This window comes from Sphingomonas endophytica, assembly GCF_001476895.1.
Taxonomy (GTDB): Bacteria; Pseudomonadota; Alphaproteobacteria; order Sphingomonadales; family Sphingomonadaceae; genus Sphingomonas; species Sphingomonas endophytica_A.
The window spans coordinates 1-26,204 of record NZ_LDTB01000028.1 but is presented as its reverse complement, the minus strand read 5'-3'; the positions used below and the strand labels follow the sequence as shown (position 1 = coordinate 26,204).

25 protein-coding genes and 1 pseudogene are annotated in these 26,204 nt (G+C 65.2%); 13 read left to right on the top strand and 13 right to left on the bottom strand.

Annotated features, from left to right (window positions below):
- The first annotated feature begins 236 nt into the window (after positions 1-236).
- From NS334_RS09455 to NS334_RS09440, 4 genes are read left to right on the top strand one after another with little or no spacing between them, the layout of a single operon-like run.
- Positions 237-1,667 (top strand): hypothetical protein, encoded by a 1,431-nt coding sequence (locus NS334_RS09455; RefSeq protein WP_193753046.1) that lies wholly within the window; start codon positions 237-239, stop codon positions 1,665-1,667.
- Positions 1,664-1,876, top strand: coding sequence for a hypothetical protein (locus NS334_RS09450; protein ID WP_058755725.1), 213 nt, complete (start codon positions 1,664-1,666; stop codon positions 1,874-1,876). Before NS334_RS09455 ends, NS334_RS09450 begins: the two co-directional genes overlap by 4 nt.
- 12 nt (positions 1,877-1,888) lie before the next feature.
- The gene (locus NS334_RS09445) at positions 1,889-2,311 is read left to right on the top strand and encodes a hypothetical protein (protein WP_058755724.1); all 423 of its coding nucleotides are present in this window, start codon (positions 1,889-1,891) and stop codon (positions 2,309-2,311) included.
- 6 nt (positions 2,312-2,317) lie between these two features.
- Positions 2,318-3,487 carry a hypothetical protein gene (locus tag NS334_RS09440; RefSeq protein ID WP_058755723.1) on the top strand — a complete coding sequence of 390 codons (1,170 nt, stop codon included), beginning with the start codon at positions 2,318-2,320 and terminating at the stop codon, positions 3,485-3,487.
- A 620-nt stretch (positions 3,488-4,107) separates the two neighbouring features.
- Here the strand turns inward: NS334_RS09440 and NS334_RS09435 are convergent.
- Complete coding sequence (locus tag NS334_RS09435) at positions 4,108-6,078, bottom strand: DUF6538 domain-containing protein (protein WP_342585538.1); 1,971 nt, start codon at positions 6,076-6,078, stop codon at positions 4,108-4,110.
- A gap of 635 nt (positions 6,079-6,713) precedes the next feature.
- Here NS334_RS09435 and NS334_RS09430 point away from each other — a divergent pair.
- Together NS334_RS09430 and NS334_RS09425 are read left to right on the top strand one after the other, a co-directional pair.
- A complete protein-coding gene (locus tag NS334_RS09430; protein ID WP_206542643.1) occupies positions 6,714-8,174 on the top strand; it encodes a benzaldehyde dehydrogenase in 1,461 nt (486 codons plus the stop codon).
- Positions 8,175-8,213: 39 nt separating this feature from the next.
- Positions 8,214-9,332 carry an NAD(P)-dependent alcohol dehydrogenase gene (locus NS334_RS09425; RefSeq protein ID WP_153002672.1) on the top strand — a complete coding sequence of 373 codons (1,119 nt, stop codon included), beginning with the start codon at positions 8,214-8,216 and terminating at the stop codon, positions 9,330-9,332.
- Between the two features lie 45 nt (positions 9,333-9,377).
- Here the strand turns inward: NS334_RS09425 and pcaF are convergent, their stop codons facing one another.
- The 11 genes from pcaF to NS334_RS09370 are packed head-to-tail and all read right to left on the bottom strand — an operon-like array spanning position 9,378 to position 18,846.
- Entirely contained in the window at positions 9,378-10,580 is a 1,203-nt protein-coding gene (gene pcaF, locus NS334_RS09420) for a 3-oxoadipyl-CoA thiolase (RefSeq protein ID WP_058755720.1), read from the bottom strand.
- Positions 10,581-10,584: 4 nt separating this feature from the next.
- The gene (gene pcaD / locus NS334_RS09415; protein WP_058755719.1) at positions 10,585-11,361 is read right to left on the bottom strand and encodes a 3-oxoadipate enol-lactonase; all 777 of its coding nucleotides are present in this window, start codon (positions 11,359-11,361) and stop codon (positions 10,585-10,587) included.
- Positions 11,361-12,011 carry a 3-oxoacid CoA-transferase subunit B gene (locus NS334_RS09410; RefSeq protein WP_058755718.1) on the bottom strand — a complete coding sequence of 217 codons (651 nt, stop codon included), beginning with the start codon at positions 12,009-12,011 and terminating at the stop codon, positions 11,361-11,363. The genes pcaD and NS334_RS09410 overlap by 1 nt, the downstream gene beginning before the upstream one ends.
- Positions 12,008-12,721 carry a CoA transferase subunit A gene (locus NS334_RS09405; RefSeq protein WP_058755728.1) on the bottom strand — a complete coding sequence of 238 codons (714 nt, stop codon included), beginning with the start codon at positions 12,719-12,721 and terminating at the stop codon, positions 12,008-12,010. The genes NS334_RS09410 and NS334_RS09405 overlap by 4 nt, the downstream gene beginning before the upstream one ends.
- 10 nt (positions 12,722-12,731) lie before the next feature.
- Positions 12,732-13,508, bottom strand: coding sequence for a benzoate diol dehydrogenase BenD (gene benD, locus NS334_RS09400; RefSeq protein ID WP_058755717.1), 777 nt, complete (start codon positions 13,506-13,508; stop codon positions 12,732-12,734).
- Positions 13,505-14,536, bottom strand: a complete 1,032-nt coding sequence (benC, locus tag NS334_RS09395) for a benzoate 1,2-dioxygenase electron transfer component BenC (RefSeq protein ID WP_058755716.1) — start codon at positions 14,534-14,536, stop codon at positions 13,505-13,507. The genes benD and benC overlap by 4 nt, the downstream gene beginning before the upstream one ends.
- 24 nt (positions 14,537-14,560) lie before the next feature.
- Positions 14,561-15,049 (bottom strand): benzoate 1,2-dioxygenase small subunit, encoded by a 489-nt coding sequence (gene benB / locus NS334_RS09390; RefSeq protein ID WP_058755715.1) that lies wholly within the window; start codon positions 15,047-15,049, stop codon positions 14,561-14,563.
- The gene (locus NS334_RS09385; RefSeq protein ID WP_058755714.1) at positions 15,046-16,422 is read right to left on the bottom strand and encodes a Rieske 2Fe-2S domain-containing protein; all 1,377 of its coding nucleotides are present in this window, start codon (positions 16,420-16,422) and stop codon (positions 15,046-15,048) included. Before NS334_RS09385 ends, benB begins: the two co-directional genes overlap by 4 nt.
- A gap of 19 nt (positions 16,423-16,441) precedes the next feature.
- Positions 16,442-17,335 carry a dioxygenase gene (locus NS334_RS09380; RefSeq protein WP_058733485.1) on the bottom strand — a complete coding sequence of 298 codons (894 nt, stop codon included), beginning with the start codon at positions 17,333-17,335 and terminating at the stop codon, positions 16,442-16,444.
- Between the two features lie 59 nt (positions 17,336-17,394).
- Positions 17,395-17,685 carry a muconolactone Delta-isomerase gene (catC, locus tag NS334_RS09375; RefSeq protein ID WP_058752200.1) on the bottom strand — a complete coding sequence of 97 codons (291 nt, stop codon included), beginning with the start codon at positions 17,683-17,685 and terminating at the stop codon, positions 17,395-17,397.
- 3 nt (positions 17,686-17,688) lie between these two features.
- Positions 17,689-18,846: a muconate/chloromuconate family cycloisomerase gene (locus NS334_RS09370; protein WP_058755713.1), complete on the bottom strand. Its 1,158-nt coding sequence runs from the start codon at positions 18,844-18,846 to the stop codon at positions 17,689-17,691.
- A gap of 109 nt (positions 18,847-18,955) precedes the next feature.
- On the opposite strand from NS334_RS09370, the gene NS334_RS09365 reads away from it, so the two are divergent.
- The 5 genes from NS334_RS09365 (at position 18,956) to NS334_RS09345 (ending at position 23,756) form a co-directional block, all read left to right on the top strand.
- A complete protein-coding gene (locus tag NS334_RS09365; protein WP_058755712.1) occupies positions 18,956-19,882 on the top strand; it encodes a LysR family transcriptional regulator in 927 nt (308 codons plus the stop codon).
- Positions 19,883-19,926: 44 nt separating this feature from the next.
- The gene (locus NS334_RS09360; RefSeq protein ID WP_058755711.1) at positions 19,927-20,865 is read left to right on the top strand and encodes a LysR family transcriptional regulator; all 939 of its coding nucleotides are present in this window, start codon (positions 19,927-19,929) and stop codon (positions 20,863-20,865) included.
- Positions 20,866-21,036: 171 nt separating this feature from the next.
- The gene (locus NS334_RS09355) at positions 21,037-21,720 is read left to right on the top strand and encodes an OmpW/AlkL family protein (protein WP_193753045.1); all 684 of its coding nucleotides are present in this window, start codon (positions 21,037-21,039) and stop codon (positions 21,718-21,720) included.
- Between the two features lie 29 nt (positions 21,721-21,749).
- The gene (locus NS334_RS09350) at positions 21,750-22,535 is read left to right on the top strand and encodes an alpha/beta fold hydrolase (protein WP_058755709.1); all 786 of its coding nucleotides are present in this window, start codon (positions 21,750-21,752) and stop codon (positions 22,533-22,535) included.
- 18 nt (positions 22,536-22,553) lie between these two features.
- Entirely contained in the window at positions 22,554-23,756 is a 1,203-nt protein-coding gene (locus NS334_RS09345; protein ID WP_058755708.1) for an FAD-dependent monooxygenase, read from the top strand.
- A 196-nt stretch (positions 23,757-23,952) separates the two neighbouring features.
- Here NS334_RS09345 and NS334_RS19275 read toward each other — a convergent pair whose 3' ends face one another.
- Entirely contained in the window at positions 23,953-24,087 is a 135-nt protein-coding gene (locus tag NS334_RS19275) for a hypothetical protein (protein WP_275044681.1), read from the bottom strand.
- 249 nt (positions 24,088-24,336) lie between these two features.
- On the opposite strand from NS334_RS19275, the gene NS334_RS09335 reads away from it, so the two are divergent.
- Together NS334_RS09335 and NS334_RS18190 are read left to right on the top strand one after the other, a co-directional pair.
- Positions 24,337-25,457 (top strand): IS3 family transposase gene (locus tag NS334_RS09335; RefSeq protein ID WP_428835048.1). Its coding sequence is split into 2 segments (ribosomal slippage): positions 24,337-24,595 and positions 24,595-25,457, totalling 1,122 coding nucleotides; the frame shifts between segments, so codons are not numbered across the junction.
- Positions 25,423-26,051 (top strand): annotated as a pseudogene (locus NS334_RS18190) (IS3 family transposase); the annotation flags it as partial. The gene NS334_RS09335 and the pseudogene NS334_RS18190, both read left to right, overlap by 35 nt.
- Positions 26,052-26,204 lie beyond the last annotated feature (153 nt).

The following is a 26,204-nucleotide window of genomic DNA, read 5'->3' as shown; positions in this document are numbered from 1 at the left end:
AACCCGGGGGTCACGTCACTCTGAGAACGCGATTAGCTAGAGCAGGCCGGCCTTGTCTGCGGGTCGCTGCTTAGATGCTCAGCCCGTCTCCACAATGAAGTAAAGTACCTCAACCAGTAGAGGCGGAAAATAAATCAACGATCGCAATCAGATATCTCGTTGCGCGATATCGCACATGCGAAAGAACACCATTCATCGCTGAGGGTTCATCTGAGGCTGTTGATATATTGTCCGAATTGCGCGACCATCCCGACCGGGGGGAAATGGTCGTGATGAGAATCGGACTTCTGTTCGTCGCCAGCCTAACAATCGCAGGATGTTCAGGCACGATTCACAACCAGTCCGTCATCGGCGGGCGCGACCCGGTGTCGCTGACCGTCGACGCTCGCCAGCGTGTCTTACTCAGTCAATATGATCCGGGCGTGCCGGTGGTTCCGGGGGCTGCCAAGGATCCGCTATTCCGTCGCTTCTGCGCTGAACCGAGTCCCGACGTCTTCACCGTTCTCGGTGTCGGCGCCAGCGGCGGCGCGAGCTTCACGCAGGATACCAAGGGTGTGAGCGCGGCCTTGCAAGCCGCTCTATCCAGCAGCGAAACCGGCACGACCATCAGCCGGACCCAGACGATCAACATGCTGCGCGAGATGATGTTCCGGACATGCGAACGCTATCTGAGCGGTGCGATCTCGCGAGCCGACTTCCCGATAATCGCGGCGCGGGATCAGCGTGTAATGGTGTCGATCCTCGCGATTGAGCAACTCACCGGAGCCATCACGCCGCCGGCAGTGGCGATTTCGGCCAGCGGCGAGGGCAGTACCGGCATGAACGCGACCGAGATGGTCAAGCTGTTGGCGACGAAGCAGGAAGACCTCGCCTCGGCGCAAGGCGATCTCGACAAAGCCAACAAGACGCTGTCCGCTGCCGACACCGCCGCCGCGACCTGCGACACTCTCACCGCGAAGAAGGCCGTGGGCACACCAGCGCTGACGGCGGACGAAACCACGAAGCTCAAGGCCTGCGATGACGGTAGGCTCGGCGTTGCCAAGACGACGGCCGCGCGCGACTTGGCGCAGGCGCAATATGACGATCTCGTCGCGGCCAGCAAAAAGGGGCTGGGCGTATCATCGGCCAGATCGGGCGGCAGTGTCGACTTCGCTGACAGCAAGGCCCGAAGCGAAGCGGTCATCACCGTCGCCAACACGGTCGAGAACATCGTCAACAATACGTTCCGGCAGGACGAGACCCAGCTATTCTGTTTTCGAACGCTGACCGATCCTGCCATTGCCGCGGCGCTCGGTCCGGTCCAGACGCAGTGCCTGAACTATCTGACCACCAAGGTCGCGACCGATGAAAAGGCGCTGGCCGATCGGTACGGCGTTCCTGTGGCGAACGTCCAGGCTGCGATCCGGAAGGGAACCGATCTCAGAATCGTTCGCACTGCCAACAGCCAGAAACTCAACCGCTGCTTCACCGATGCAGGCCGCGCCGACCGCGCCAGGCAGGCGCTCGGCGCCAATCCCGGTCTGGCGGCGCAGGCCGACGCATTAATCGCCGCAGGCAGGACGAGCGCCGACGCCATGGCGCGATACCTCTTCGATATGGGGGAAACAGCGGAGTACCAGGCGTACGACAGCCTCACCACCATCTGCGGCTTGGGAGACGGTGCATGAGGATCGCCCTGTTCATCTGCGACAGCCCGGAAGCCCTCATCCAGCAAGAGGCCGAGCTGAACGGGGACGACCGCGTTCTTTACCGGACGCCCGATGCGACGCCGGAAAGCGGCGACGTTGTCCGTTATCTCGTCAAACCGCCGCGATCACCCGGAGCCAGGCTGGACGGCTTCGAGGGCAAGTACATCCTGGTCGCACGGATCAATTAGGCAGGAGAGCTCATGGCCCGACTCTACTATCCGCAGATCCGCCGCGGATCGCTGGCTGGCGGTAAGGACAACGGCGTCGATATCGGCGAAGCCTCGCGGAAGATCGCCAAGCTGATCCCCGTCGAGATCGTCACCGCCTATGCCGCCCTCGTCAGCGCGTCGCTGATCGTCAAATGGGAAACCCTCCGGTTTCCGCTGGTATATGCCTGCTTCGTCATCTGCTGGGGTCTGACGCCTCTGTACCTCAATATGGTCGCCGACGCCGGTAAACCCAAACGCAACCAGCTCATCGTCGGCGGACTTGCCTTTCCCGTCTGGGCCTATCTGATATCCGGCCACCAAGTCGTTCCTCAATTCTACGATCCCGGCCTGGCCACCATCCTGGCGCTTCTGTTCAGCCTGGTGAGCGCCCTGATTCCAATGAACCGGAATTGAGCAGACATGCAGTTCCTCATCGACTTCGCCGAAGAAGACCCGGAATTTCAGGCGATTCTCGCGCGCGCGTCAAACTATGCCGTCGTTCAGGGCGTGGTGATCGATATCGACCGGTTGTGGCTTCATCTCTGGGCCACGCAAGGTCGACGAAGCGGCGACCGACTTCGACGTCTGCTGCGATACTATCCGGATTTCGACCTGTTCGAGTATGGCGACGGCGGGTTTCTCGACCCTTTCATCCCGTCACAACCGTTGTCGAGGCAGGACATCGAGACGTGGCGCCCCGACGATTGGGAATGGCTGGCCGAAGACAGCGGGCGCCTATTCAAGCGCTGGCCACTCGTCGTTAAGGTCTGCCTAAGGCCGCAAGCCGGCCCCGATGAACGCATCCCTACAGCCGCCGAGCTTTATGATGGCGACGGTCGATTGCAGGTCGAAGTCGAGGTGCGTCCACGTGCGCGGCTCGCTTCCAATCCGCGCCGCGCCTATTCCCCATTGCTGGGCGGTGTCAGTATCGGCACCGGTGCGGCGGACTTCGGGACGCTCGGCGTCATCCTGACCGATGCGGGCGGGAAACATTACGGTCTCACCTGCTCCCATGTCGTCGCGCAGGGCACTGCCGTCACTCAACCGGCCCTCCGCGATATGCGATCGGCCGGCATCATCGGGACGTCCATATTGTCGTCGGTGCTCACCGGATGCGCGCAGGGCACCAGATGCAATCCCTGGTCGGGCATCACGGCGAACGAGATCGACGCCGCACTCATTGACATGGATGGAAGTGTCACTCCCTCCGTGCTCGAGATTCTCGATATCGGTCACCTGACCGGCATCACGAGCCGCGCTGCGCTCACGACCGGCCAGACTGTCGAAGTAATGGGCCGCACCAGCGGCCTCAACAGCCTGCGGCTGGGTGGCCTGGCCGCATGGTACAGCTTCGACCACCACGGACAGGACTATTGCTTCAGGAATCTGTTCGAGGTGGAATCCCCCTACGGAAGGCCCGGAGCCATCCGCCAGGGCGATTCCGGTGCGTCGGTTTGCGCTCCCGGTCCGGCCGGAACCGAATGGGCCGGATTGATTGCGGGCCATGACGCCTTCAAGGGGTACGCCATCTATGCGGAAAGCATTGCGCAATGGCTGGCCGCGAACGGCTACCGCCTTCAGTTGAGATAAAGGGCTATTTTGTACCGTAGCACGATATCCGTCGCGCCAACCTCGACGCCTCCGGGCCTAAGAAGTCGTGCTTTCTTCTATCTGCGCGGTCGGCTCAACAATCCGGCGTAGGGCGCCACTGTCGACAGTCTTGAAAACGAACGACCAGCGAGAAAGCCGGGAGCATGCGCTGATTCCGCGTATCGCAACCGCCCGGTTTTCCTAAAGTCTGTTCCTGAGTGGGTTTTCTCGAAATGGCTCGCTGAAGATGGAGAAACGGGACGGTCCGCAAGCGGGCACATGTGTGACGGAACGACTGTCCGATACGATCGGCATCGAATGGTGTCACCTAACCTGCGACGCGATCGATGCACCCCAATCGGTCTCGGGGCGGAGCGGAATGACACGCCAAGAACTGACCCTTAGCAGACGATTTTAACCACCCTCTCAGCGGCCTCCGGCATCGCACGGATTGGAAAGTTGGCTCGGTCGGGGAAATCAAGAACGTCCTGACGGGCGATCGATGGCGGATCACGGCCACTGCTGCGTAACCGCCGTTGCCGGCATCAAAAACCGCTCTCGGCCGAACGAGACGTGGAAGTTCCGAATAAAACGGGCTGGTAGGTTGGCTATGCTCCACCTCACCGCGTCACGCCCATGCGATCGCGATAGCGCGCAACACGTGCCCGTGCACAATGGACGACGGCATCCCAGTTGACGCTGCGGAACTCAAGCCGATCCATATCCTCCTTCAGGATATCGATGGGTACGCCCTGTCCATAGCGTTGACCGGAAGTGGCGGGCGCATGGCCGGCAGCCTGATCGAGATTGCGGTCTGGTATGCGGCGGCGACGGCCTTCGCGCTTCATGCTGTGCCTGGTCGAGTAGAACGCCTTGTCCGTATCGGTGATCCCCAGCCGACGCAGCTCGTCGTTGATGGTACGCGAAAGGTAGGTGTAGCGGTTGCCGTACTTGGCGGGCTTCAGGTCGTCGAATAGCCAGGGCGCCCGACGTGCCTGCTGGACGGCGACGAAGTCGAGAAAGCCGCCCTCCAGGACGATCCAATGCAGCGGAACGTCGCGCTGCGATTGCAGGGTCTTGAGACGGCGACGGGCTTGCGGTGTGCCATCCTCGTTTTGCTGCGCATGGCGATCGGCGCGGAACCGCATGATCCAGTCGCCTTCTTCCTGGACAATTTCGTGTGGCTTGAGCTGGCAGTGCTCGCCTGGGCGAGAGCCGTGGAAGGGCGCAAGGAACAGGATCCAGAACATGGTGTCCGAGCAGGCGTCCGGATCGGTCATCAACCGGGAGTTGTAGATGAGCGCCATCTCTTGGTCGTTGAAGTGGTCGCGTTCGGTGCCGGTATGGCGGGCGCCTTCGACGGTGATGCCCTCGGCGACGTTGACCGGAACCCACTCATATTCCTTCGCGACTGACAGGAGCGCCTTGATCGCCGCGACATGTTTGCCGACCGAGGGCGGGGACAGTTTGGGCAGTTTTTGCGCAGCAGCTATTTTGATCTGCTCGCGGGCGGGCAGCGCCTTGATGCTCTTCTTCACCCGCGACGGCAAGTTGGCGCACAGGTCGCGGTATGTGCGGACGTCCTTGGCCGTGATCGCCGTAACCGGCTTGGTGCCGATCAAATCCTCGAAGCGACGCACGGCGAGCAGCCATTCGTCGGCGGATTTCAGCGCTTCGTCTTCGGCAAGGTTATGCTTTGCACGCCATTGCGCGTACAGCGCGCGAAGCGACCGATCCGGCGCGTCTCCGGCTTCCGGGGCAGGGGTGCTCTGCTCGGTCAGATAGCAGCCCATCGCGGTCGCCATGGGATTGAGCACGAGGTCGGCATCTTCGGGCCAGTGCATGAAGCGGTGCTCGGCCAGGTGTCGCAGCACCCGCTCGACGATCGCGTCGAACAACGCCCCGCGGGTGATCAAGGTCATGCCTGCAGCATGGGCCACCAGTTGCGCTTCGAACGCGGCCGCCTTCCAGTCGCGGGCGGCGAGCAGGCCGCGCGCAACCTCGCGGAACGCCGCGCCCTGATAGCTCGGCTGACCCTCGAATGCTTCGATCTGCGCAGAGGCCAGCTTGCGATGATCGAGCGTCTGGAACGCCGATCCGGCTTCGGGCGGCAGGTCAGGCGCGAATTCCGGCGTATCGTCTTCCGCATCCGGGTCGATCGCGCTGAAGCGTTGCCGCTGCGCCGCCGCTGCGTGCTTCCCGCCCCAGCCCAGCCTCACGCGGAAGCTCAGGACCTTCAATATCGCGTAGGTCACGTTGTCGAGACCACGCGCCATATCGAAGTTGAGGCCGATCGACGCCTGATGGACGATATTGGAGCGGGCGAGGGCGGCCATGCCCCGCGCGACGATTTCGTCCGCCCGGTCGCCGACCGACGCGGCCTCCTGCACATCGAGGCCAGCCATGTAGCGGCGGATTTCCGCCAGCTTCTCGGCATGGCGCAGGCGCGCCTCACTCTCGTCGCTGGTTTCGAGGGAATACTTCCATTCGCGCTTGCCCGCGGCAACGCGATAGCGTTCCGGCACGACCATGCGGAACCACCACATTCTCGACTTGGGATGACGGTACAGCCCAGCCACTCGAACCCTCATTTGTACCACCCTTTTGTACCACCGGGTGGGCTGAGCGTCGATAGATTGTACCTAAATCCGCCGATTTCCGCCAAAAAGGCCGGAAAATGGTGACCCCTACGGGAGGGATGTCACAATAACAAAAAGCGCGGATTTGCGAGCTTTTTGCGTCTGACGATCAGCCACGCTGTACCTGCTTGCTGTACCAACGCGGTTGAGAGGGATAACATAGCGTGTCGGACGGCGAGGACAAGATTAAGGGCCTTCTCCATTACCCGCGCGTTGTTCACCGGGCAGGAATAAATACACCCAACAACCTTGCAGGTATCGACAGGATATAAAGTTGGTGTTGGACGGAAAGCACCGGCGCCGACATGCTTGCCTCCACAAAAGCGAGAGCTTCGGACCAGTCGCAACAACAGAATGCGACATACCATGGAGAGGAAGCGGATGATGGGTATCATGCCATTCCGACGGCATTCGGTATGCCGGCCGCGCCGGGGATGTTCGGCGGGTCTGGTGGAGGGCTCCGACAGCTGTGGGCGCCACCAGCGCATGGCCCACTTGATCCATGCTACCGTTCATGCCTGACCAAAGGCGCGAGGGCCCTCGGTACCGCGCCATCTAATATTTGAACGATCATGATGGAGAGCGAAATGACATCCCTGCTCGACGCCGCGCATCTCGACGGCCGGTTCTTCGACGGACACTGGATCGAGGGCGGCCAAGGCTATGACGTCCTCGAACCGGCGACCGGTGGTGCAGTTCTGGCGCGGGCCGCCTCGGTCGATGCCGCGACGGTCACCAAAACGGCGACGGCCGCTCGCGCCGCGCAGCAGGGCTGGGCCGCAGCGACGGCGGATGTCCGGGCGGGCATCTTCGTCCAGGCAGCGGCGCTGGCGCGGGCGCATGCCGAGGAGATCGTGACCTGGACCATGCGGGAAAGCGGTTCGGTGCGCGCCAAGGCGGAGTTCGAGCTGGCGATCACGATCAAGGCGATCGAGCTGGCGGCGGCGATGCCGCATCAGGCGCAGGGGCTCGTCCTGCCCAGCGAGCCGGGGCGGCTGAGCCTGGCGCGCCGTCGTCCGCTCGGCGTGGTCGGGGTGATCGCGCCGTTCAACTTTCCGCTCTATCTGGCGATGCGCGCGGTGGCGCCCGCGCTGGCGGTGGGCAATGCGGTGATGCTCAAGCCCGACCCGCGCACGGCGATCTGCGGCGGGCTGGTGATCGCGCGTCTGTTCGAGCTGGCCGGGCTGCCCGCAGGCGTGCTGTCGGTGCTGCCCGGCGGCGGCGAGGCGGGCGCGGCACTCTGCGCGGACCCGAATGTCGCGATGATCCAGTTCACCGGCTCGACCGGCGCGGGCCGAAAGGTCGGCGAGGCAGCGAGCCGTCACCTCAAGAAGGTCTCGCTGGAACTGGGTGGCAAGAACACGCTGATCGTGTTGGACGATGCCGATCTCGACCTCGCGACGCGCAACGCCGCCTGGGGGGCATGGCTGCATCAGGGGCAGATCTGCATGACGGCGGGCCGCATCCTGGTGCACCGTGCGATCTTCGACGCCTTTGCTACCCGACTGGCCGAGAAGGCGAAGGCGCTGCCCGTGGGCGATCCGATGTCGGGCACGGTCGCGATCGGCCCGCTGATCAGCCAGCCGCAACTCGACCATGCGATCGATATCGTCGAACGCAGCGTCGCCGCCGGGGCGCGCCTTCTGGCGGGCGGCACGGCCGAGGGACTATGCCTCGCCCCGACCGTGCTGGAAGGGGTAAAGCCGGGCATGGCGGCGTTCGAGGAGGAGATTTTCGGCCCCGTCGCGGTGCTGGTGCCGTTTGACACGGACGACGAGGCGGTCGCGCTCGCCAACGACACCGAATATGGTCTGTCGGCGGCGGTGATCTCGAAGGATGTCGGCCGAGCCATGGCGCTGGGCGAACGGCTGCGCGCGGGCCTGCTCCACATCAACGATCAGACGGTGAACGACGAGGTGGTCAATCCCTTCGGCGGGGTGGGCGCTTCCGGTAACGGCTCCGCGATCGGCGGCCCGGCCAATTGGGAGGAGTTCACCCATTGGCAGTGGGTGACGGTGAAGGGCGCCGCGCCCGCCTATCCCTTCTGACCGCCCACCCAACCACATATCATGATGCAGGAGACGATAATGACCGAGATGCGCAGCATCACCACCGCCGTGGTTCGCGACCAGGGTGCACCCTTTGCGATCGAGGAAGCGAAAATTGCGTCACCGCAAGGGGGCGAGGTGCTCGTGCAGATCGTGGCGGTGGGGGTGTGCCACACCGACATCATCGTGCGCGACCAATATTACCCCGTCCCGCTGCCCGCCGTCCTCGGCCATGAAGGTGCGGGCGTGGTCGAGGCGGTGGGGCCGGGCGTGACCGCCGTCGAGCCGGGCGACCATGTCGTGCTCAGCTTCGCGTCGTGCGGCGTCTGCGGTCCGTGCCTGACCGGTCACCCGGCGCATTGCGGCGATTTCTTCGCGCTGAACTTCGGCGGTGGCCGCAAGGACGGCTCGACGGCCACGTGCGATGCCCATGGCGGGGCGCTGCACGATCACTTCTTCGGCCAGTCCTCCTTTGGCAGTTTCGCGATGGCGCACGAGCGCAACATCGTGAAGGTCGCCAAGGACGCGCCGCTGGAACTGCTCGGGCCGCTCGGTTGCGGTATCCAGACCGGGGCAGGAGCCGTATTGCGCGCGTTGGAAGTGCCGTCGGGGGCCAGCTTTGCCGCCTTTGGTTCGGGGGCGGTCGGCCTCAGCGCGATCATGGCGGCGCGCGTCGCGGGCGCGACCACGATCATCGCGGTCGACGTGACGCCCAGTCGGCTCGACCTCGCGAAGGAACTGGGCGCCACGCATGTCGTCAACAGCCGGGAGACCGATGCGGTGGAAGCGATCCGCGAGATCACCGGCGGCGGCGCGGACTTCACGCTGGAGAGCAGCGGTCGGCCAGAGGTTCTGCGCCAGGCGATCGACGCGCTGACCATCATGGGGACCTGCGGCATCGTCGGCGCGCCAAAGCTGGGCACCGAAGCGAGCTTCGACGTGAACATGGTCATGGTGCCGGGCAAGCGCATCATGGGCATCGTGGAGGGCGATGTCGTGCCGCAGGTCTTCATCCCCGAGCTGATCGCGCTCCACGCCCAGGGGCGCTTCCCCTTCGACCGGCTGGTGAAATTCTATGATTTCGCCGATATCAACCAGGCGGTCGCCGACAGCGAAAGCGGCGTGACGATCAAGCCCATTTTGCGGCTGCCCGCCTGATGGCAAAGCGGGCGGGGGACGCCGTGCCCCCGCCCGTCTCGGGCGTCAGACCCGTTCGATCATCAGGGCAATGCCCTGGCCCACGCCGATGCACATGAAGGCCAGCGCGTAGCGTCCTTGCGTCCGGTGCAGTTCCTCGACGGCGGTCATGACGATCCGCGCGCCCGACATGCCCAGCGGATGCCCCAGCGCGATGGCCCCGCCGTTGCGGTTCACGCGGGGGTCGTCCTGCGCCAGCCCCAGGTCGCGCAGGGTCGCGATCGCCTGGCTGGCAAAGGCTTCGTTGAGTTCGATCACATCGAGATCGTCGATCGCCACGCCGGTCAGGCAGCACAGCTTGCGCGCCGCTTCGATCGGTCCGGCGCCCATGATGCGCGGCGCGATCCCGGCGGCGGCCATGCCCAGAATGCGTGCGCGGGGCGTCAGGCCGTGTTGCCCCGCCGCCGCTTCGGACGCGACGATCATCGCGGCCGCCCCGTCATTCAGGCCGGAGGCGTTGCCCGCGGTCACGGTGCCGTCGGCGCGGACGACGGGCTTCAGCTTTGCGAGGACCTCGAGGCTGGTCGCGCGCGGATGTTCGTCCTGCGTGACGACGCGCGGCTCGCCCTTTTTCTGGGGGATGGTGACGGGGACGATCTCGGCTGCCATCCGCCCGCTGGCGATCGCGGCGGCGGCCTTTTGCTGGCTGGCCAGCGCGAACCGGTCCTGATCCTCGCGCGAGATGCGCCATTGATCGGCGACATTCTCGCCCGTCTGCGGCATCGTGTCGACGCCGTAGGCCGCCTTCATCGCCGGGTTGACGAAACGCCAGCCGAGCGTGGTGTCCTCGATCTTCTGTGCGCGGTCGAAGGCGGAGGCGGCCTTGCCCATGACATAGGGCGCGCGGGTCATGCTCTCGACGCCGCCCGCGATGACCAATTCGGCATCCCCCGAGCGGATCGCCTGCGCCGCGCAGCCGACCGCGTTGAGGCCCGATCCGCACAGTCGGTTAACCGTCGTTCCGGGCACCGCCTCGGGCAGGCCCGCCAGCAATACGGCCATGCGCGCAACGTTGCGATTGTCCTCGCCCGCCTGGTTGGCGCAGCCGAGGATGCTGTCGTCGACCGCGCTCCAGTCGACGCCCGGGTTACGCTCGACCAAGGCGCGGATCGGCACGGCGGCGAGGTCGTCGGCGCGGATATCGGCCAGCGCGCCGTTCAGCCGCCCGATCGGGGTCCGAACGGCGTCGCAGATAAAAGCGGCGGTCATGAGGTCAGCTCCGATGGTTCAGGATAGCGTCGGCCAGCGCATCGGGCGCTTCGAGCGGCGCGAGATGGGCGGCGGGAAGGGCGATATGCCGCGCGCCGGGAATGGCCGAGACCAGATGCTCGCCATGGCCGACATAGGGCGTCGAGCTGTCCTGGTCGCCCGAGACAACAAGCGTCGGACAGGCGATCCCGCCTAGCCGGTCGGACAGCGCCATGTCGCGGATCGCTGCGGCGCATCCGGCATAGCCCTCGGCCCGCATGGTGAGCAGTCCGTGACGGATCGTCGCCGCATGGCCGGGCCGCTCGGCGATGAAGGCGGGGGAGAGGAAACGCGACATGGCCAGATCGACGATCCCCGCCATGCCGTCGCGGCGCACCGTATCGACGCGCGTGGTCCATGCGGCACGGTCCATCGTGGCGGAGGTGCAGATCGGTATCAGGCCCGTCACTCGCTCCGGCATGTCCAGCGCCATCTGCATCGCGATCATGCCGCCCAGCGACACGCCAGCGACCTGGGCCTTGTCCCATCCGGCCGCGTCCATCACTGCCGCGATGTCACGGGCCAGCCCGGCCAGGCTATAGTCGCCCGGCGGCGCGTCCGACGCGCCGTGCCCTCGCGTGTCGATCCTCAGCAAGGCGACGTGTTCGCGGAGCAGCGGCAGGACCGGGCTCCACAGATCCATGTCGGTGCCGATCGAATTGAGCAGCACGAGGCGCGGCCGGTCGGTTTCGCCCTCGACCTTCCAATAGATGGCGGCCCCATCGGATGTGACGAACGGCATCAGACGACGCCTTCCAGCATATCCGCCGCGAATGGTGCCCCGGTCTTCGCCCGGACCTCGTCCAGCGTGACGCCGGGGGCCAGTTCGATCAGCCGCAGGCCCGGCTTGTCGCAGGCCATAACGCACAAGTCGGTGACGATCAGGTCGACACAGGCCTTGCCGGTCAGCGGCAGCGTGCATTCGGGCAGGATCTTCGGACCGCCGGCCTTGCTGGCATGGTCCATCACCACGACGATGCGCTTGACGCCCGCGACCAGGTCCATCGCGCCGCCCATGCCCTTCACCATCTTGCCCGGGATCGTCCAGTTGGCGATGTCGCCGCCCGCCGAGACCTCCATCGCGCCCAGCACCGCCATGTCGATATGGCCGCCCCGGATCATCGCGAAGCTGTCCGCGCTGGAGAAGAAGCTGGAGGTTGGCAGCGTCGTCACCGTCTGCTTGCCCGCATTGATGAGGTCCGGGTCCGCCTCGCCCTCATAGGGAAAGGGGCCGATGCCCAGCAGGCCGTTTTCGGACTGCAGCGTCACGTCGATCCCGGCGGGAACATGGTTGGCCACCAGCGTGGGGATGCCGATGCCGAGGTTGACGTAGAAACCGTCCCGAAGCTCGCGGGCGGCGCGCGCCGCCATCTCGTCACGGGTCCAGCTCATGCGACTTCCTCCCGCGCGCGGGTCGTCAGTTTCTCGATGCGCTTTTCGTTGATCGTGCTCAGCACGATGCGATCGACATAGATGCCCGGCGTGTGGATGGCGTCGGGGTCGAGCGTGCCCGCCTCGACGATCTCCTCCACCTCGACCACCGTGACCTTGCCGGCGGTCGCCATGTTCGGGTTGAAGTTGCGCGCGGTTTTGCGGAACATCAGATTGCCCGCCGGATCGGCCTTCCACGCCTTGATGATCGACAGGTCGGCGCGCAACCAGGTCTCGCGGACATAATCCTGCCCCTCGAACGTCTCGACCGGCTTGCCCTCGGCCACGACCGTGCCGACGCCGGTCTTTGTATAGAAGGCCGGGATGCCCGCGCCGCCTGCGCGGATGCGCTCGGCGAGTGTGCCTTGCGGGTTGAGTTCCAGCTCCAGCTCGCCAGACAGATATTGCTGCTCGAACAGCTTGTTCTCGCCGACATAGGATGAAATCATCTTGGCGACCTGACGGCTCTCCAGCAGCATCCACAGCCCGAACCCGTCCGCGCCGGCATTGTTGGAGATGACGGTCAGCCCCTTCACCCCGCTCGCGCGGATTTCCGGGATCAGGCTTTCGGGATTGCCCGACAGGCCGAACCCGCCCGACATGATCGTCATGCCGTCGAACAACAGCCCGTCCAGCGCGGCGGCGGGCGAGGGGTAAATCTTGCTCTTCATATCGCTCCAGTCAGCCCAGATCGCCACCGGCCACGGGCAGGACCGAGCCGGTGATGTAGGAAGCCTCGTCCGAGGCCAGGAAGAGGATCGGCGCGATCTGCTCGTCCAGCGTGGCATAGCGCCCCAGGAAGGTGGAGCTGGTGACCTGCTCCACCGCCTCGGCCATCCAGGCCTGTTCGCGGGTGTCGTCGCCATTCGGGTTGCGCGGCACGATGCGCGGCGGCGCCTGCGTGCCGCCGGGCGCGGTCGCGACGACGCGGATGCCCGCCTCGCCATATTCCATCGCGAGGGCTTGGGTGAGGGCGTTGATCCCGCCCTTCGCCGCCGAATAGGGAACGCGGCGGATGCCGCGCGTCGCGTTGGACGACACGTTGACGATCGTGCCGCCGCCCTGGCCCAGCATGATCGGCAGGACGGCGTGACAGCCCCACAACGTCGGCATCAGCGAACGGCGGATTTCCGCCTCGATCTGCTCCGGCTCGAAGGCCGCGAAAGGACGCATGCGGATCGCGCCGCCGACATTGTTGACCAGAATGTCGACGCGGCCAAAGGCGGTCACCGCCGCTGCCATCGCGGCGGCCGCTCCGTCATGGGTTTCGAGGTCGCACACGAAAAACGCCGCCCGCTCGCCCGCTTCCCGCGCCACGTCGGAAACGAAGTCGGCGCGGTCGACCAGCAGGACGGCGGCACCCTCGGCCGCGGCGCGCAGCGCCACGCCGCGGCCGATGCCCTGGGCGGCCCCGGTCACCACCATCACCTTGTCGCGAAAGCGCCCGGCGAATGTCATGCCGCCACCGCAACCGGCGCTTCGCTCGGCGCGAATTTTTCATAGTGGAAATGCCGGGGCTCGACGCCCTTGTCGCGCAGGAAGCCCCGCACCGCCTCGACCATGGGCGGCGGCCCACACAGATAGATATCGCAATCGCCCGCGTTCAGATGCGTATCGGTCAGATGATCGGTGACATAGCCTTTCAGCGGATGCGCGCTCTCGGGATCGGCGACGCACGCGGTCCAGCTCAGCGAGGGGAGGCGGCCTGCCAGCGCCTCGATCCGGGGGACCTCGACCATGTCGCCGTCTCGGGTCACGCCGTAGATCAAGTGGAGCGGCTGGTCCGTGCCCGTATCGGCCAGCACCTCCAGCATCGACAGGATCGGGGCCAAGCCGGTGCCACCCGCCAGCAGGATCGTCGGCCGCTCCACCGCCCGCAGGAAGAAGCTGCCCTGGGGGCCGACGAAGCTCATGCGCGCGCCGGGCTTGGCCATGGATGTCAGCCATCCGCTCATCAGGCCACCGGGCATGTTGCGAATCAGGAAGCTGGCCTCCGCCGCGCCGGGTTTGGAACTGAAGGAATAGGCGCGGTGCTGGTCCGTGCCCGGCACCGCCAGATTCACATATTGGCCGGGCAGGAAGCCGAGCACAGCCGGATCGTCCAGCCGCAGGGTGAGGAGGATCGTGCTGTCAGACACCAGGTCCACCGCCGCCACCGCGCCCTCATGCACGGCGGGCTTCACCTTGCAGGCGGAGGAGGGGACGGGCACCGCGACGACGCAATCGGACGAGACGCGCATCTGGCAGGTCAGGACCAGCCCTTCCTCCGCCTCGTCGGCGGTCAGCGCCTCGTCGATATAGTCGTCGCCGAGATCATAGGCGCCCTGTTCGCAGCGGCATTTGCAGGTGCCGCACACGCCGTCGGAACAGTCCATCGGCAGGTTGATCCTCTGGCGGAACGCGGCGTCCAGCACCGTCTCACCCGGGGCGCAGGTGATGAAGCGCGTCGCGCCATCCTCAAAGTTCAATGCGATACGGTAGCCCATGATATCCTCTCCGGCCGCCGGGCATCAGACGTGATAAACGTCGATCACCTGGCGGATATAGTCGTTCTTCAGGACGACCTTCTTGTTGGTGATGAGCGGCTGCGCGCCGGTCGTGTCGATCGTGTAGAAGGACGTGCCGAAGAAGCTCAGCGTCTCGTTGTAGCGGTGGCTGAGCGTGTGCCAGTTGAACCGCACCTGCATCTGCCCGTCCGCCTCGCCGAGGATCTCGACGTTCGAGACGGTGTGGTTGGTGCGCGGCTCGGGCATGCTCGCCCCCGATCGCTCGGTCTTGATCCGGAAGACGCGGTCCTCCAGCCCGGTGCGATCGGGATAGTAGATGAGCGAGATCTCGCGCTGCGGGTCCTCCACCAGCATGTCGTCATCGTCCCAGGCGGGCATCCAGAAGACCGCGTGCGGGGCGTAGCATTCCAGCCACTCGTCCCATTGCCGATCGTCGAGCAGCCGTGCCTCGCGGTAGAGGAAGGCGAGGAGCCGGTCGTAGGTCAGGCTCATGCCGCTACCTCCAGCCGGTCGACCGGGCGCAGCGTGGCACCACCATTCCCGCCGCCGTCGCGGTCGATCGCGGCGATCAGCGACTGCGCCCAATATTCATGCTGGCGGACGAACAGCCCCTCGTCCTCGCTACGCTCGCCGCTGAGCAGCGGTTCGATGCCCACGGCGCGCGCGTTTCCGTCCGGTCCGGCGATCCAACGCGTCGCCCCGCGGCTCAGGTCGTTCCACAGTTCGCCCGCGCCCTCATAGGCCTTCTGGCAGGAGCGGAATTCTTCCAGATCGTCGGGCGTGCCCATGCCGCTGACGTTGAAGAAATCCTCATATTGCCGGATGCGCAAGGCGCGGTCGGCGTCGCTCTCGCCCTTCGGCGCGAAGCAATAGATGGTCACTTCGGTGCGATCGACCGAGATCGGGCGGACGACGCGGATTTGGGTCGAGAACTGGTCCATCAGATAGACATTGGGATAGAGGCACAGATTGCGGGTCTGCCCGACGATGAATTCCGCGCGCTCCTCGCCGACCCGCGCCGCCAGCGCCTCGCGATGCGCATAGATCGGGCGAACCTCGGGGTTGAGCAGCTTCGTCCAGAGCAGGATATGGCCGTGGTCGAACGCATAGACGCCGCCGACGCTCTTGGACCAGCCATCGACATCGACCGCCTTGATCGAGTCCTCCGCGCGGCGGTTGGCGGTCGCCGCATAATTCCAGTGGACCGCACTGACATGATAGCCGTCAGCACCGTTTTCGATCTGCAGCTTCCAGTTGCCGTCATAGACATAGGTCGAACTGCCGCGCAGCACCTCCAGCCCGTCGGGTGCCTGGTCGACCATCTGGTCGATGACCATGCGGGTCGAGCCGAGCCAGTCCTCGAGCGGCGGCACGTCGGCGTTCAGGCTGCCGAACAAGAATCCGCGATAATTCTCGAACCGGGCGACGCGGGTCAGGTCGTGCGACCCCTCGGTGTTGAACCCGGCGGGATAATCGCCGGTCTTGCCGTCCTTGACCTTCAGCAGCTTGCCCGCATTGCTGAAGGTCCAGCCATGGAACTGGCAGGTAAAGCTGCCCTTGTTGCCATGCTTGCGACGGCACAGCATCGCGCCACGATGCGCGCAGGCGTTGATGACGGCGTTCAACGTCCCGGTCTTGTCACGGGTGATGATGATCGGCTGGCGACCGATATGGGTGGTGAGATAGTCGTTATTCTCCGGGATCTGGCTCTCATGCGCCAGATAGACCCAGTTGCCCTCGAAGATGTGCTGCATCTCCAGCTCGAACAGCGCGGGGTCGGTGAACACGTCGCGGCGGCACCGGAAGGCTCCGGTGGCGGGATCGTCGACGACAGCGGTGGCAAGGCGTTCGCGAAGGTCGGTCATGACAATATCCTTCCGGGGATCAGGCGACGGCCAGACGGGCGCGGTGCGAGAAGGCTTCCTCCTCGGCATCGTCGGCGCGCTGGAGCTGGAAATCGAAGGCGATGTGCGCGGTGTCGCCCTGGCGGTTCGGCACCGGCAGCAGCCCCTCGCGGGTGCCGAACGCGAAGTCGTCGGCGGCAAAGGGGTCATCGCCGAAATTGATCTGCGTCGTCAGCTGGCGATAGCCGGGCGCCTCGATGAAGAAATGGACATGGGCCGGGCGGTTGCCGTGGCGGCCGAGCACCTGCATCAACCGGTCGGAGGCACCGCCGGGCGGCACGCTATAGCCGTTGGGCATCTTGGAATGGAACGCATAGCGCCCATCGTCGCCCAGCCGGATGCGGCGGCGGTTGTTGAACGGCGTCTGCTCGCCGGTGGGGTCGAAATGCGAGTAGAAGCCCTTGGAATTGGCGTGCCAGACATGGAGGATGGCGTTCGCGACCGGCTCGCCGTCCGGTCCCGTGACCCGTCCGGCCATGTAGAGCGTGTCGGTATCGTCGGGATCGTCGGTCAGGTTGGCGTCATTGTCGACTAGCGGCGCGCCCTCGACATAGAGCGGCCCCTCGATGGTGCGGGGCGTGCCGCCGGTCTTGCCCGCCTCGGCGTCCTTGGCGTCCATATAGAGGTCGAGGAAATGTTCGAGGCCGACGCCCGGCATCAGCAGCCCGAACTCGCCCGCGCCGTTCTGGAGGAAGTTGACCGCGCCCCAGACTTCGTTCTCGTCGATGTCGTGCTTGACGATCAGCACCATCAGCGATTCCACCAGGTCGCGCAGGATCGCCTTGACGCGCGGATCGCCCTTGTCGGAGGCCGTGCCCGCGACGCGATCGAGCAGATCCTGGATGGCGGGGGTTTTCACGAAGCTGATATCCATCACACTCTCCTATATTCTGTCTGTCCGGCCGCTCGTCGGCGGTCGTGCGGTTCCGATCGTCAGCGGTCGTCGTCGTGTAGGGACGAGGGGTGGCGGCACAGCGCCGTCACGCGGATCGTCATGAAGGGGTAGAGCGGCAGGCTCATCAGGATGTCGTGCAACTCGGCATTGGAGCCGACATCGAAGATGCTGACATTGGCGTATTGGCCGACCACCCGCCAGATGTGGCGCCAGGTGCCCGCGCGTTGCAGCTCCTGGAAACGGGCCTTCTCGGCGGCCTTGAGCCGTGCCGCTTCCTCGGCATCGAAGCCGAGCGGAATATCGACATCCATTTCGACGTGAAACAACATGGTTCAGCCTCTTCCCGCGACGACATGAAGGGTAGGGGAGCGACGGTCGCGTCGGTGGAACGCGACGCGGTCCTCGTCCAGCGCGATGCCCAGGCCGGGGCCGGTCGGCACGCTCAGGTGGAAATCGGCATAGCGCAGAGGCTCGGCCAATATGTCTTCGGTCAGCAGGAGTGGGCCGAACAACTCGGTCCCCCAGGCCAGAGAGGGCAGGGTAGCGAAGACATGCGCCGACGCCGCGGTGCCAACGCCGCCCTCCAGCATCGTGCCTCCATAGAGCCCGACGCCACCCGCCTGCGCGATCGTGGCCACGGCATGGGCCGGGAGCAGGCCGCCGGACTGGGCGATCTTGACCGCGAAGACCCGCGCCCCGCCGCACGCCGCAATGGCGAAGGCGTCGGCGGGCCCGTGCAGTGCCTCGTCCGCCATCAACGGGACGACATGTTTGGCGGACAGCCGGGCCATGGCGGCATGATCGTGCCGCGCGACCGGCTGTTCGACCAGATCGACGCCCGCCTCCTCCAGCAGCTTCATGCCGAGATCGGCCTGCGCCTCGCTCCAGTTCTGGTTGACGTCAACGCGCACGCTGCCCCGGTCGCCGACCGCGCGCTTGATCGCGGCGACATGGGCGACATCGGCGCGCACGTCGCGCTTGCCGATCTTGAGCTTGAAGATGTTGTGCCGCCGCTCGGCCAGGACCCGTTCGGCCTCCTCGATGTCGCGCGCGGTATCGCCGCTTGCCAGTGTCCAGGCGACCGGCAACCGGTCGCGGATCGCGCCGCCGCCGATCAGCGTGGAGACGGGCACGCCCAGCCGCTTGCCAGCCAGGTCCAGCAGGGCGGTTTCGACCGCGCATTTGGCGAGGTGATTGCCGAAGACGCTCTTGCCGATCTTGGCCATCGCGGCCCCGACCTGCGATGGGTCGCAGGTTTCGAGGACGGGGGCGATATAGGTGTCGATGGCGAGCTTGATGCCCTCCGGGCTTTCCTCGCCATAGCTGAGGCCGCCGATGGTCGTGCCTTCGCCGATCCCCTCGATGCCGTCGGAGTCGCGCAGCCGGACCAGCACGATCGACTGGTGATGCATAGTGGCCATCGCGAGCACGTGCGGCCGGATCGTCGGTATGTCGACGATATAGGTATCGATCTCGACGATCGTGGCCATAACCTCTTCCTATCCAGTTTTATCCGAATTTCCCCGGAAACTAGGCTTGGCGATCTGGACGCGCAAAGATCATTATGGTCTTCTGGTGATACTTGGAGAGTATGATCCTATGGACCTGCGTCAGCTTCGTTACTTCGTCACCGTCGCCGCCGAGCGGAATTTCAACCGCGCGGCCGAACGGTTGCATATGGCGCAGCCGCCGCTCAGCCGGTCGATCCAGCAACTGGAGGCGGAGGTCGGCGCGTCCCTGATCGACCGGACGAGCCGACCGCTCGCGCTGACCCCGATGGGGCAGCTGTTCCACGATCAGGCGGTGCAGGTGCTGCGGCGCGTGGATGACATGCGGACGATGATGGATGCCGCGATCGCGACCGATCGGCGACGGTTCACCATGGGGTTCGTCGCCTCGACCATCTATGCGCGCCTGCCCGCGCTGATCCGCGAGTTCCGGGCCGAGATGCCCGATGTCGAACTGACACTGGTCGAAAGCCCGACGCTGGACCAGATCGCGGCGTTGAAGGAGGGGCGGATCGATATCGGTTTCGGCCGCATCCGCTTCGACGATCCGGCGGTGCGGCGCACCGTGCTCCGGCGGGAGTCGCTCGTCGCGGCGGTCCCGATGGGAAGCCATCTGGGGCAGGACGGCGCGCCGGTATCCCTGTCGGCCCTGGCGCGCGAAAAGCTGGTTCTCTATCCCAGTGCATCGCGTCCCAGCTATGCCGATCAGGTCCTGTCGCTGTTCCACGATAATGGCCTGAGCCCAAACCAGATCGTCGAGGCGCGCGAGTTGCAGATCGCGATCGGTCTGGTTGCCGCCGAAGAGGGGGTGGCGGTGATCCCGGAGTCGGTACGCAAGGCGCGGACCGAGGATGTGCGCTATCTCGATCTCGTCGAACCCGCGCATTCGCCGATCATCATGAGCCACCGGGTCGGCGATGCCTCGCCCGAGTTGCGCGCCGTTCTGCGGATCATCGCCCGCAAATATACCGAGTGGGGCTATGGCGTGCCCGAAGCGCTGCTGGCGGACCATGAATAACACACTGCTGCCACCGACCCGCCGGCTTTGGAGAGGATGACAGGATGGACATACGGCAGCTGCGCTATTTCGTGACCGTTGCGCAGGAAGGCAATTTCACCCGTGCCGCCGAGCGTCTCCACATCGCACAACCGCCGCTCAGCCGCCAGATCCAGCAGATCGAGGAACGGGTCGGCGCGACCTTGATCGATCGCTCCGCCAAGCCGCTGCGGCTGACGCCGATCGGCCATCTCGTCTATGATCAGGCGATCAGCATCCTGGCGCGTATGGCCGATATGGATGCGATGATCGCGAAAGCCGTGGTGTCGCAGCAGCGGCGCTTCGCGATCGGCTTCGTCGCCTCCACCATCTATTCGCGCCTCCCCGCGATCATTCGGGCCTATCGGGCGGCGATGCCGTCGGTCGACCTGTCGCTGATCGAGGGCGGCACGCTTTCGCAGATCGCTGCGCTGAAGGACGGACGGATCGATGTCGGCTTCGGGCGTATCCGGTTCGAGGATGACGCCGTGGCGCGGGTGGTGCTGCGCGAGGAGCCATTGATCGTCGCGCTTCCGGCCACGCACCCGCTGACGGCGGGGGGCGGGGTGTCCCTGGCGTCGCTGGCGACCGACCCGCTGATCCTGTATCCCAACGCCCCGCGACCCAGCTATGCCGATCAGGTCGTCGGCCATTTCCGCGATATTGGCGTGACCCCAGTGATCGCGCACGAGGTCAGCGAGTTGCAGATCGCGATCGGGCTGGTCGCGGCCGGGGAGGGGGTCTGCATCGTCCCGGCCTCGGTTCGCCGGTCGCGGGTCGACGGCGTCCGCTATCGCCCGCTGGTCGAACCGATCGCATCGCCGATCATCATGAGCTTTCGCAAGGACGACCGCTCGCCCGAACTGGTCGCCATGGCGGCGGTGATTCGCGAGCGCTACGGTGCCTGGGATTATCCCATCCCTGACGCGATCCTGCGCATGACCGGGGGCGGCGAAGAGGCGTGATCCGGCCAACCTTTTAGGTATGGCCGTCATATGGAGTTGGTGTTGGACGCATGATGCACCTCCCGACATTCTGCCCCCACGAAAGCGAAATCGCTTCGGGACAAGTCGCACGACAGATAGCGACGGCAGATGGAGAGGAAGCGGAAAATGGCTTCAATACCATATGGATATATGCGAGCCTTGCGAAAGGGCGGGGTGCTCGCCGGTGTTGCGGGATTGTGCCTGATGCTGCCGAGCGTGGCGCAGGCCCAGCAGTCGCCGGACGGCAAGGAGCGGCGATTCTATGTCCGGCTCGGCGCGGCGCGTGTCATGTTCGACGAAAAGGCCGATGTGAAGATTGCCGGGGAGCCGCTGCCGGGTGCCAACGCCACCGCGTCGAACAACAACGGCGTCAGCCTCGATATCGGCTATTTCCTGACCCCCAACGTGTCGGTCGCGGCGACCGTCGGCGTGCCGCCGACCAGCACGCTGACCGCATCGGGAACGCTGGCGGGCGCGGGCACGCTGGGTAAGGTGACCTATGGTCCTGGCCTCTACAGCGTACGTTATCATTTCGGGCGTCCGGGCGGGGTGCGGCCTTATATCGGCGGCGGCCTGAACTGGACGATCATCTTCAAGACCGAAGACGGCGTGCTGAAGGATTTTCGCACCAGCAATACCGTTGGTCCTGCCATCACGGGCGGCATCGATGTGCCGCTCAACGAGCGGATCGGTGTGTTCGGCGCGGCCAGTAAGGTCTGGACCAGCACCAACGCCCGCTTCCGGCTTGGCACGCCGAACGGCTTCGTGCCGGGTACGGCGCGCGTCCAGCTCAATCCCCTCATCGCGCAGGTCGGCCTGCAATATCGCTTCTGATCCCCCCGGCTCGAACAGGAAGACATGTCATGACCGTCACCGATATCATCCTGATCCATGGCGCCTGGAATCGCGGCGCCTGCTATGACGCGGTCGTCCCGCTTCTCGAAGCGCGCGGCTACCGCGTCCATGCGCCCGACCTGACCGGCCATACGCCCGGCGATGGCGGCCATTTGTCGGTCGTCGACATGGAGCATTATACCCGCCCCGTCGCAGACATCCTGGCGCGGGCCGAGGGGCAGTCGATCCTTCTGGGGCACAGCATGGGCGGAGCATCCATCTCGTGGCTGGCGCAGCACCATCCCGACAAGGTGGCCGGGCTGATCTACCTGACCGCGTTCCTCACCGCGCCCGGTGTTACGCCGGAAACCTTCGTCCTGCCCGGCGAGCCCAACCGGGGCACGCCGCACGCGCTGGACCTGATCCAGCCGGTCGACGAGGGACGCGGGCTACAGGCGGATTTCTCGCGGCTGGAACGGTTCCGCGAAGTCTTCATGGGCGATTATCCCGGCGAGGGAATGCCGCCTGCCGAGCAGTTCATCCAGACCCAGACGACCGTGCCCTTCGGCACGCCCAATCCGATGGAGGGCCGCGCGCTGGAGATCCCACGCCTCTATATCGAGGCGCTGGACGATGTCGGGATTCCGATCGCCGTGCAGCGTCAGATGCAGAAGGAGTTTCCCGGTCCGGTCGCGGTCGTGTCGCTCCCGGCCAGCCATGCGCCCTATTACTCGATGCCCGAACGGCTGGCCGAGGCGATCGCCGATTTCGCCGATGCCCCGGCCGAGTATCGCCAGACGGCGACGGCCGCGTAAGGATTACGGAGGCTATCCATGAAGATCGCGATCATCGGCGCCGGTATCGGCGGATTGACCCTCGCGCTGGCGCTGCGGGCGCGGGGGATCGAGGCGACGCTGTACGAACAGGCGGCGGAGCTGAGCGAGATCGGCGCGGCGGTCGCCCTGTCGGCCAATGCCACCCGTGAGCTGCAAAGGCTGGGCCTGATCGACCAGCTGGAGCGGACGGGCGTCGAGCCGACCGAGCTGATCTACCGCGACGGGCTGTCCGGTGATCGCCTTGCGGCCCATGCGGTGCGCAAGGGCGGTGCCTATCGCGATCGGTTCGGCGCGCCCTATCTGGGCATCCACCGCGCCGATCTGCAGACGACGCTGGGCCGCGCGGTCGGGGCGGAGCATATTCATCTGGCGCATCGGCTGGAACGGATCGAGACGGTGGGCGAACGGGTGGCGCTTCACTTCGTCGGACGCGACCCTGTCGAGGCCGATATCGTCGTGGGCGCCGACGGTGTTCGCTCCATCACCCGGCAATGGGTCGGCGGACAGCCGCTACGCTATTCCGGGACCAGCGCGTTTCGCGGCATCGTGCCGGTCGAGCGACTGAACGCTTTGCCCGATCCCCAGGCGATTCAGTTCTGGATCGGCCAGGATGCCCATCTGCTGCATTATGCGATCGGCAGCGATGGCGGGCACGTCAACTTCTTCGCGGTGGTGGAGGGGCCCACCGCCTGGTCCGGTAGCGGCGGGACGGTGCCGATCGAACCGGGGGAAGCGGTGGCGGCCTTCGCCGACTGGCATCCGGCCGTCCGGCAAATGGTCGCGGCGGGCGATGTGGAGCGTCGGTGGGGCCTGTTTGTCGCGCCGCCGCTTCGCCACTGGCATCGCGGGCCGGTCGTGCTGATCGGCGATGCCGTCCATGCGATGCTGCCGCATCACGGGCAGGGCGCGAATACGACGATCGAGGATGCCATCACGCTGGCGACCATGCTCGACGGACTGACGTCATCCAACCGCGACGCACGCTTTGCCGCCTATCAGAAGGAGCGCGCGCTGCGCACCCGCCTCATCCAGCGCAGCTCATGGGACGCCAATCGCGCGCTCCATACCGATGCCAGTCTGCCTGACGCGACCCGGCATCGCGCCATGCACCACTTCCCAGAACGCTATGGCTGGATCCATAAGTTCGATGCGTCCGCACAGCTGTCCGGCGCTTCAGGCGTCGTTGCGATGCGCCACTGACGGCATCGGCCCGGATCACCCTGATCTCAGCCGGCGTATGATGGCTATCGCCGGCAGGTTCCTGGGTGGTTGGGGGGGGCGGGCGAGATGACGATGCCCCTCGATTATAGAAGCGGACCTGCCGTGATATTCGGACAGGGAGGGTGGAGAAACATTACCTCGGCTGTCCGAATTCCACGGTCGTCCGCTGTATGGATTAGGGGATGCTTTTCCCGCGTGTTCGTCGGAAACACGCCTTCATCGATCCGATGGCTCCGTCGATCGCGGCGTCGAACAGCTTCAGCCCGTCGGCTGAGAGATTGGTAAAGCCGTCGTTGCCCATGAACAGCATCACGCGCCTGGCCGGTGAACGAACGGCGGAATTTGGGAAGCCGGGTCGGGGCCCGAGCGTCGGAGTGTGGGTCCTCGTTACGCTGGGGCAGGGTGGCCACTTCCACCCAGTTGCGGGCGTTCACGCGTATGCTATCCAAAGGAGATGACAGGTAGGGCTGACATCACGGCCCGGATAGCTGCGGTCTGCTTGACGTGCTCCCCGGGAATCATGCCATTGGTAAGTTAGTTCGTCATATGGAGACGAGCGATGCGGCGAGGCCGTTTTACCGAGGATCAGATCATAGGCGTACTTCGTGAGCACGAGGCTGGCGTAAAGACCGCTGAGCTGTGCCGGAAGCACGGCATCAGCGATGCGACGTTCTACAACTGGAAGTCGAAATACGGCGGGATGACCGTGTCGGAAGCGGCACGGTTGCGGACGCTGGAGGACGAGAACCGACGGCTGAAGAAGCTGCTGGCGGAGTCGATGCTGGACGTGTCGGCGCTGAAGGATCTGCTGGGAAAAAACTGACCGGGTCTGCGGATCGCTACGCTGCGGTGGAGAAGCTGATGACCGACCACGGCTTCTCCGAGCGTCGCGCCTGCAGGCTGATCGGGGTCAACCGGTCGGCATGGCAATATGAGCCGCTTCGCGGGAAGGACGATGCTGTGCGCGAGCGGATACGCGAGATCGCCAGCGAGCGTCGCCGGTTCGGCTATCGCCGGTTGGCAATCCTGCTCAGGCGCGAAGGCAAGGGCATGAACCTGAAGAAGGTGTACCGGCTGTATCGCGAGGAGCGGCTGACGGTGCGCAAACGTGGCGGCCGGAAACGGGCGCTGGGCGCGCGGGCGCCGATGGCGATCCCGCAAAAACTCAACCAGCGCTGGTCGCTCGACTTCGTGTCGGATGCATTGGCCTGCGGCCGGCGTTTCCGCGTCCTCAACGTTATCGACGTTTACAGCCGGGAGTGCCTGGCCTGTATCGTCGACACTTCGTTGTCAGGTCGGCGTGTCGTCCGCGAACTGAGTGCCATCGCGGAGCGTCGCGGGCTGCCGTGCATGGTGGTCAGCGACAACGGCACCGAACTGACTAGTCATGCCGTTCTGACATGGTGCCAGGACACGGGCGTCGAGTGGCACTACATTGCTCCGGGCAAGCCGCAACAGAACGGCTTCGTAGAATCGTTCAATGGTCGCTTGCGCGACGAGTGCCTGAACGAGCACTTGTTTCCTTCGCTGGCTGCGGCGAGACGGATCATCGACGCATGGCGGACCGACTACAAAACCGTGCGTCCGCACAGCTGGACTTGCCTCGGCAAGGTGGAGAGTTCCCTTGAAGTGAAAGGCGAACTCAATGACGAAGCAGCGACGGTTCACGAAGGAGTTTGAGGACGAAGCGGTTCGGCTGGTGGCGACCAGCGGACGGACGCAGCGCGAAATAGCGGAGGATCTGGGAGTGGGGCTATCGACGCTGGTGCGCTGGATCAGCCGCAGCCGGGATCGTCTGGTGGATACGCCGGATCAAGCGCCGCAGGCGGATATGGCTGCCGAGTTGAAGCGCCTTCGGCGGGAGAATGAGATCCTTCGACAGGAGCGTGACATACTGAAGCGGGCGACCGCTTTTTTCGCCCGGGAGGGAAATCGATGAGGTTCCAGCTCATCGATCGGGCGAGAGAGGATTTCCCGGTCCACCGCCTCTGCCGGGTGCTCGGCGTCAGCCAGAGCGGCTACTTCGCTTGGAAGGATCGCCCGGCCAGTCGGCGTCAGCGCGATGACATGGTGATGCTGGCGCATGTCCGCTCGGCTTTTGCCCTGTCGAACGGCACCTATGGCAGTCCGAGGATGACGCGCGAGTTGCAGGATGATGGCTTTGCCATCGGGCGGCGTCGCACGGCGCGGCTGATGCGCGAGAACGACCTGCGTGCCCGGCAGAAGCGCAGGTTCAAACGCACGACCGACAGCGAACACGCCTGGCCGATCGCGGGGACTGTCAGGAATTTTGTGCGGGAGGCCGGTTATCGTCAGATGACGAACCGCTCACCGAAGATCACGGCGAACTGGCTTTTGGCCTCACCCCATTCACGCGGTGGACGTTTCCATTCGTCGGCCGCGTGATTGAGCACGAGGTATAGCAGG